The following is an 8,318-nucleotide window of genomic DNA, read 5'->3' on the forward strand; positions in this document are numbered from 1 at the left end:
GGCGGTTTTATACCCCCAAAGGGTTAAACAACTCGGTTTTACTGATCCGATGAACCTAAGTCATCGGATCAGCCGACCTTGCCGGCGGTCCGTTCGCTTAGTCAGGGTTTCACTCTAAGTGAAGCCCTGACTTGCGCCACTTCATCGGTTTGCTTTTCAATATAGTATAGAACCAAATTTCCGTGCCCATTCGCCAAAAGCGGAACGGCAGTGGATGATGGTCTCCCCTGATCCGGATGATATCCTTTGCCGTCACATTTATGTGACGGAACGGTCAGCACTGCTACTCTCCGGGCTGCTGCCCCCGACCGTTAAACTCCTGAATGTCAGATCCCGAAATAAATTCGGAATGACGAAAGCCAAGAGTATGCAGTCAGGCCGTTCGTTTAGTCAGGGTTTCACCCGAAGTGAAGCCCTGACTTGCGCCGATATCCATTGCTGTATTTTTCAGTATTTTAAAGAACGTTTTGTTTACTGGGGCCTCTGTACTGATCCGATGAACCCCAGTCATCGGATCAGATGGCCTTGCCGGCGGTTACAAACCGGTGAACCCGGAGCGGCTATTAGTCAGGGTTTCACTCGAAGTGAAGCCCTGACTTGTGCCGCTAGTTATTCGGAAATGCATCGCACCGAAGACCCGCTTGCCCGACTGGTGGTCGCACCACTACTGGCAATACTGCTTTGGCACCTGTAGGCCCATGCATCAGTATACGATACGGTGCTACTCCAATAATAACCTTCAGCACCTCGATTCCAAACAGCGGCATCGATGTGATCGCGGAAGCCGGTAGCCGGCAGAGTTAGCGTTTTAGTACCGGCATCGGGGCCAAAGTGCAGAGCGGTAGTAAAATTCCCATCATCAGCCCATGATCCTGTACGAAATGCGGTATTGTAATTAGCTACACCATACCATTGATTTTCAGTAGGTACGCGATAGCCAGCCGGGCAAGGATCCCTGGAGGTTTTACTATCGTCTGACCAGGTGCCGTCGGCCGCAGGGGTGCGGCTCCATGCACCGTAGATGGCAGATGTATTAGCGTAAGCATCTTTTTTACCCCACTGGTAATAATTACCGTGTATTCCTTCAACAGGAACATCAGGATCCAGGCTTTGGTCGGCTCCCAGGTTGTGACACATAAATTCTTTGTAAACAGTTGGCGACACCATTGCACCACAGGACGCACAGTCTTTAATGCTTACTGTTAGTTCCAGTGACTGGTCGGTGCCGGTGCCGTCGGAGCTGTTGTTGCACACCACATAAATTCTAGCTGTTAAAGCGTTCGTGTTGGTTAGGCCTAATGCGTCGGTATTTAGTGTTTGGCTGTAAGTTACAGTAGCCACTACATCGCCGGTAATGTTAACTCCCGGGTTACCACCGCTAATTGCAGTTATGGGAGCGCCATTGGTATTGTCGTAGCCAAAACGCACGTTGCTTACCGTGCCTGTTGGTGTAAAGGTGTAGCTTTGTGTATTGGTGGCAGCGCTGGTAAAGTCGGCCTGGCGCGAAACCCGGACGCTCACAGCTCCACAGTTGTTTATATTGTCGTTACTCATGGCAATGTCGAAACTTCGCTTTCCGCTAAAGCTTCCGATAAGAGGAGCCGGCGGAGTAAAAAGAGTGACCGGCCCCACATATCCGGCCAGGGCTTCGGCACCAGGGCTTGGCCCCGATACTGCCACCGGAGTTACGCCTACGGTAATGTACTTGTTCCAGTCATAAGGAGCGAGTATGTAGGTACTGGCTGTTGCGCCGGCAATGGCTGCCTGATTCGATCCAGAGGCATCGTCGGCACGGTACCACTGGTAGGTACTTGTCCCTTGCTGATCGCTCTGGGCATCGCTATAGCTATAGTTAGCCGTAAGTATTTGTCCCATTTCGGTGGTTCCGCTAATTGTAACACTGCTTGCCAGCGGGGTATCATTAATTACAGGTCCGGCAAGTATAAACGTGCCACCGGAGCCGGCAAATACTTTACCTCCCGGTGTTACCAATATGGTTCTCTTTTGGGCGAAACCAGTAGTTGCCAGCAAAACCAGAATGAGGAGTACCGGTAAACGGAAGATTTTTTTTTTACACATCATTTCAAACTGTTAAGTATTCATTCTTTTAAGTGACTGTTTAAAATTTCCCGGAGGGAAAATAGATGGGTAGAAAGTCAGTCATCTATTTGTCCATTTTGTCCCGTATGGGACAAGAGAACATCTATGTCACTCTTTTTTTCTACCAGTATTTTGTTCCTGACGGAACGATAAAATTAAATTTAAACCGTTTTTGAGATCAATGACCATTTTTTTTCGTCGTTATTCGTATTCTGCCACAGGGCAGTAACATTTTTTTGTTTAGGTGCTATTCAAGTGAAACCCTGACTCGCGCTCCTCCATTCATCATTCAAAATTTATCATTCATTATTCCACTAAGGGAGTATGAGGAGCTTTTGTCCTAGTCCTGGTTCAGAAATTTTTCAACTTCAGCCATATCTTTGGGCATAGCCACAATTTTCAGGTCGGGATCCACAATATACAGCATGGGTGTACCCAGTACAAAATATTTTCCGGCGGCTTCGCTGTTAACGCCACCGGGCGCCCATACATCGTTCCAGGCAAACTGTTCCAGGCGGTGCGCACTTTTCCAGACCTGCCGGTTTTCATTTAAAGCCACAGAAACGATGTTAAACCATACTGCATTTTCGAGTTTGGCATACCAGTTACGCAGTTCCTGCATCAGTTGCGAGCAATGCCCGCAGGTGGTATCGTAAAACACAAGCAACCCGTAGTTTTTTTCCTTCGGAACACCGTCGAACCGGAATAACAGGCTGTCGGCCATTTGCGCCTCAAAGGCTGGCGCCTCAGCCCCTATTACCATTTTCTTCAGGCCTTCGAGCCGTTTTTCAATCGCTTGTCGTTTCGAAGTCAGGCAATCAGGGTTATTCAGATGCAGCTCCAGCATTTTCATCCCGGGGTCAATAGCATACGATTCGTAACCGGCATAAAAATAATCAACCATCCAGCCATACATTTTCGGGGCGCCTTTGGCAGCCAAACCACAAGCAATACGGCCAGCCTGGGTAAAGAGCGAATCGCGAAGTGCTTCGGTGGTTGCCAACTGTCCAAACAAGCCCATGTACCCGCCAACAAACTCGTTTAACTGCCGCGAACGCAACACAAGCGTATCGTTAAAATCGATGACCGAAAGGTATTTTTTGGCCATGGCCGTCAGCGCGTCGGTATTACCAGAGCCATCCTGCCCTAAATCGGTGAGGTACTGGAAGCGGAATAAACGGGAAACATACAATGCCTTGTTTTGCTCTTCCAGCTGTTTTACCCACTTGTTGTAATTTCCGCTTAGTTTTTTCATTTCGGCCTCAGCCTCTTTTACTACCGCAGCTTTCCGGTCGGTGTAGCCCATCAGCAATTGTTGCAGCAGGCCTATCTGTTGGCGCCGCTGCCCAACCTCAGCCATAAACCGGCCAAATACCTTATTTTCAACATCATTATCGATGGTTAAACTATCACCGGTTGCATAAAGCGGATTAATGTGGATGTGTATATCCTCGTGGTTCAGAAACAGGTTAATTTCTACCGGAGTAGGGCGATCGGATGCCTGTTTCCGGTAATTGAACTTAAACTGAAACTCACCCGGAATTAAGGTCATGGGCACATCAACCTGCATCGTACCCTTGTTGGCCAGCAGTACATCCTGAACTACCGGTGCGCCAATACGCATGCCGGCAAAAGGCGAAACGGCAACCGTGGCATTGTACACCCCACGCAGCGAAATGGTCACTTTTCGCCCTTCGGCAAAAGTTGTATGAGACAGCGTTATAACTGCTACAATCAAAACTAATTTAAAAACCTGCTTCATCTGTTTGTATTTTAGAAAACCCTCTCCAAACCCACCCCCTACTCCACTGCCCGCCCACAGGCTTGTCATACGGGGTTAGGAGAGGCTTTAAAAAGCAAATCATGTCGTATTTAAATTCATTCCCCCTCCATGCCTGGTGTTATCGGGCAAACCTCCCGTGAAGGTACGGCTTTGAAGTCCCCTTCAGGGGATTTAGGGGTTTTAACAGTGTCTGTACTTTCTAATTGGACGTTAAAAAAAACCATTTTTGATACGGCCTCCATATTTCAGAACATTTTAACTGTAACATTTATTAATCTTCAAGACAATAAACCCCGAAACAACATTTTATTTTTTAGGAGTATCCGGCTATGTACCTAATTATTCTTTGCCGTTAGCTTCAGCTGACAGCAAAGAATGGCTTTAGCCACAGCAGATAGGGCTAAAGCCCAAATCCTTTTTTCCCATCTTGTCCGTTGACTGAAGTCAACGGCAAAAGATAAAGGCTCAATAATTAACTGTTTAGGTACAAAGACGGACATTCATTTTATTTTTTATTCAACTTATATATCATCTTTGGGTCAGGGGAATTCAACCCCGGTTGTTTTCGCGGCAAATTCCCACAACCGAATACCAATATCGCCCGAAAAAGCATACGGATCGACATAGGCTTTCCCGGGTAAGCCATTTATTTCGCCCGGGCCAACCGGGCCAAAATAATCGAAACCCAAAACAGCATCGGAAGTGGCAGCCATTAGTGCCGGAAGGGCGCCCTGCAGAGCATCCATGGCATCGAACTGACCAATCAGCCGGGGATCGATGTTGCGTTGAAGGCCGGTTTTGCTAACCCCCGGGTGAGCCGTAAGCGATAACATGTTTAGCCCTCCGGACACAATACGGTGTTGCAATTCGATGGCAAACATGATGTCGGCCATTTTACTTTGCCCGTACTCACGCCAGGGGTCGTAGGGTTTTTCCAACCGGAAATTATTAAAATCGATGCGCCCACCTTTGTGCGAAATACTGCTTAAGGTGACTACCCTCGAACCAGAAGTGTTTTTCAGGAGCGTGAAAAGAAACCCGGTAAGCGCGTAATGTCCTAAAAAGTTAACACCAAACTGCATTTCGAAGCCTTCGGCTGTTCTTCCGGGGGGTGGAACCATTACCCCTGCATTGTTAATGAGGATATGTAAATGATCGTGTTTCATCAGAAATTCAGCAGCAAATGTATTTACCGATTGCAGGCTACCCAAATCGAGTACGCCGCCATCGAAATTACCGGCTGGCACACCGCTCCGTAAACGCTGGAGGGTTTGCTCCAGTTTTTGAGCGCTCCGGCAGGTAACCCACACACGGGCTCCCAAACGGCCCAGTTCTTCGGCCATGTGATACCCAATGCCCGAGTTAGCGCCGGTAATCAGTACTGTTTTTCCGGCCTGACTTTGCATGTTTTCGCCGATCCATTGTTGTGCAATTGTATTCGTCATTTGTTTATATTTTTAACACATAACCATAAAGGCCATATTGTTTATTTACTATTATTTAACACTGTTGTCCTGTAAAATTTTGTCCATCTGGTTGAAACGCTTATTGGGTTTAACCTCTACGAGGTAAAAGACGCCTGTGGCTTGATTTTACTACAATACTGAATCTTCATTCGTCAGGCTCAGGAACCACCTACGGAGAATTTTCCGCCTAGCGCCTAGCGCCTGTCTGCCGAAAAGGCAGGTATCTGGCAACTGAAAAATAAATTATAGACATATGAAATAATGTCGCAGTTTAAATTACTCACCCCCTGCCTGCGGCAGGCAGGCAAAGACCCAATACTCGTCGTACTCCCAGAGGGGTCGTTTTGTTGCTAAAAACAAACAACCATAAACCCATCGTTACAAACGAGGAGGAGAGTGAAAGGACAAGAAATCAAAAAAACTTCAATCCTAGTCGTGAAGGCAACGCACACTCCTTAAATTAGAATCACGGGCCGCAGTTGTTGACTTTGCGGCAGGTACTCCATCCAAATTTAGGAATCCATAAGTTACATTAACAGTTCCACCAGAAGTTTGTGTCGCCAGTACAGTACTGCTTATTATAGTACTGGAATTACCACTAGTACCGTCGCGTACAACATCCCAATTTGCATAACCGGCAGCAAAGTGCAATTTAAGCTCACTGTCAAAGATTGGGTATGGGCTATACTGATATCCAAACCAAGGATCATACAGTGTATTACCATCGCCAGCAGAAAAGTCCCAAGAATCATAACCTCTAGCAAAATTATTTATTTCCGTAAAAGTAGGTAACCTCCAGCCGTCACCAAGCAGGGTACAAGGATCGTCGCTACCAACCCAGTTAGTGGTTCGAAGCTGCAGATTAGACACCCATGCAGGCATAACCGGCATCCCATCATCACCAGTATATCCTTGTTTATATCCAAATAACCAATACCAACCAGCAGCTTCCTTCGATATATCAAATGGCGATGCTGCCTGTTGGCTCGCACCTAAATTTTGAGTAATCCAGCATTTGGAGCCTCCGGTAAGGCTGCTTTGAACCGTGTTGTAAGTAATGGTTGTAGTTACGGGGCTTACCCCATCTGTAGTGTTGTGGTTTACGGTAATGGTACCGCCGCATACAAATGCGCCGCCTGTTACCTGCCCTGTATAGGCAGCCAGCACTTCTGTTCCAGTACTGGTACCTGTGGTTGCCACAGGTTTAACACCTGCGGTAATGTACTTGCCCTGGTCGGCAGCATCGAGCGTGTAAGTATCAGCCGTTGCACCACTTATGGCGGTTTTGTTTAAGCCCGCGGCATTGTCGGCACGGTACCATTTGTAAAGGCTGGTTCCCTGTGGATCGTTTTCGGCATCAGAGTAGTTAAACGCAACTGTAAGCAATTGCCCCACCTGCGCAGTACCTGTTACCGCTACACTACCAGCAACAGGAGCCTGGTTACCCGGCGCTACCGGTTCAGGTCCGGCCAAAATAAACGTTCCACCCGGGCCACCCAGCATTTTACCACCAGGGGTTACCAGTAAGGTTTTCTTTTGTGAAAAGCCCGTATTTACCAGCAATACAAGCGAGAGGGTAGTAAGCAGATAAGGTAAAGTTTTGTTTTTCACTGTCGAAATATTTATCGTTAATTATTTATTTTGCAATCATTAATTCATCAACCAACAGAATTTGTAGCCTCCCCCCCGTCCCCTCTCCGGTGGAGAGGGGAGAACGGAAGTCGGCAACCCGATTGATTAGCGTTATTGTTTTCTTGTTTTCTGTTTCATTCTTTGTGTTTACAGGTCCGGCGTGCTAAACACAGTTTTATTTTTTGCTTCGTTTGTAACTAAAAACAAAGAACTGCCCCCCCACTTGTTACAAACGTGGGGAAGTTAGAGTTTGGCATTAGCGAGGGTTTCACCTGTAGCGAAACCCTCACCATCCACAAAATTATTTATGATCTAATCGTGTCATGATTTCGTTAATTTGCTGTTGCTGGTGAGCCATTTGCTGTTTCAGGTCGTTAATTTGTTGTTGCTGTTCCTTAACAGCCTGGATGAGTACAGCAGTAAGCTGCGAATAATTAACTGCCAGGTAGCCGTCGGCACCTTTGGTTACTAATTCAGGAAAAACCTTTTGCAGCTCCTGGGCAATAACCCCAACTTGCGGGCCCGAGGCATATTTCTGTTGATCTTTAAACTCGTAGCTCACCCCGCGCAATTGGTCGATGCGTGCCAATACCCCGGTAAGGGTTTCAATATGGGATTTCAGGCGTTCGTCTGACGGGTTATAAAAATTACCATCAACCCAAAGGTTACCATCAATCTCGGCATCGCCAGCCATGGTTAAATCGCTTCCGTTAACGGCTATATGCCCAACAGATGGCGCACCAATCTGAAGATTATTATTTACCTTAACTACGGACGTACCAGTACCTGAACCTATATTTGTTGTAGTAGCAGCTCCACCAATATTAAGTGTAGTGGCAGTTGTGTTAAACAGAGTTGCCGTAGTTTGGTTTGTGGTTAAATCGCCACCCTTTACAGCAAGGTCATTATTAACATTGGTTGTTCCGGTAGTCGCCCCAATATTTATGTTTGTGCCAGCTCCTGCAATATTAACCGTAGTGGCAGTCGTGTTAAACAATGTTGCAGTAGTTTGGTTTGTGGTTAAATCGCCACCGTTAAGAGCCAGGTCTCCACTCATTGTAATATTAGCACCACTGTTCTGCAAGGCAGAAGAAGCAACCCAATTCGAGCCATTGTAATACATGGTGTAGTTACTTGTACCTGTAGGTAAAGCAGCAGGAGCAGCAACCCAGTTAAAACCACCAGATCCGTTTGAGGTCAGCATTTGACCGCTGGTTCCATTGACAGTAATGCTGTTCAGTTTGGTTGCCTGTATGGTTTGGTCGGCAATATCAGCATAGGTAATCGTTCCATCCAGAATTTTTGCAGAGGTGACCGCATCGGCCGCAATAGCCAAA

At 47.0% G+C, this 8,318-nt stretch carries 6 protein-coding genes; 1 reads left to right on the plus strand and 5 read right to left on the minus strand.

Annotated elements, in window-relative coordinates:
* Nucleotides 1–609 precede the first annotated feature (609 nt).
* Nucleotides 610–1,137, minus strand: coding sequence for an FISUMP domain-containing protein (locus QUH73_RS20285; protein WP_289532274.1), 528 nt, complete (start codon nt 1,135–1,137; stop codon nt 610–612).
* 421 nt (nt 1,138–1,558) lie between these two features.
* Here QUH73_RS20285 and QUH73_RS20290 point away from each other — a divergent pair, with 421 nt between their 5' ends.
* The gene (locus QUH73_RS20290) at nt 1,559–1,720 is read left to right on the plus strand and encodes a hypothetical protein (protein WP_289532275.1); all 162 of its coding nucleotides are present in this window, start codon (nt 1,559–1,561) and stop codon (nt 1,718–1,720) included.
* 720 nt (nt 1,721–2,440) lie between these two features.
* Here QUH73_RS20290 and QUH73_RS20295 read toward each other — a convergent pair.
* The 4 genes from QUH73_RS20295 to QUH73_RS20310 form a co-directional block, all read right to left on the minus strand.
* A complete protein-coding gene (locus QUH73_RS20295; RefSeq protein ID WP_289532276.1) occupies nt 2,441–3,862 on the minus strand; it encodes a TlpA family protein disulfide reductase in 1,422 nt (473 codons plus the stop codon).
* A gap of 560 nt (nt 3,863–4,422) precedes the next feature.
* Nucleotides 4,423–5,328, minus strand: coding sequence for an oxidoreductase (locus QUH73_RS20300; RefSeq protein ID WP_289532277.1), 906 nt, complete (start codon nt 5,326–5,328; stop codon nt 4,423–4,425).
* A gap of 450 nt (nt 5,329–5,778) precedes the next feature.
* Nucleotides 5,779–6,960, minus strand: a complete 1,182-nt coding sequence (locus QUH73_RS20305; RefSeq protein ID WP_289532278.1) for a hypothetical protein — start codon at nt 6,958–6,960, stop codon at nt 5,779–5,781.
* Nucleotides 6,961–7,282: 322 nt separating this feature from the next.
* The coding region (locus tag QUH73_RS20310; RefSeq protein ID WP_289532279.1) for a tail fiber domain-containing protein at nt 7,283–8,318 on the minus strand (1,036 nt) is incomplete at its 5' end.

Origin of the sequence: Labilibaculum sp. K2S (assembly GCF_030372765.1) — a bacterium.
Taxonomy (GTDB): domain Bacteria; phylum Bacteroidota; class Bacteroidia; order Bacteroidales; family Marinifilaceae; genus Labilibaculum.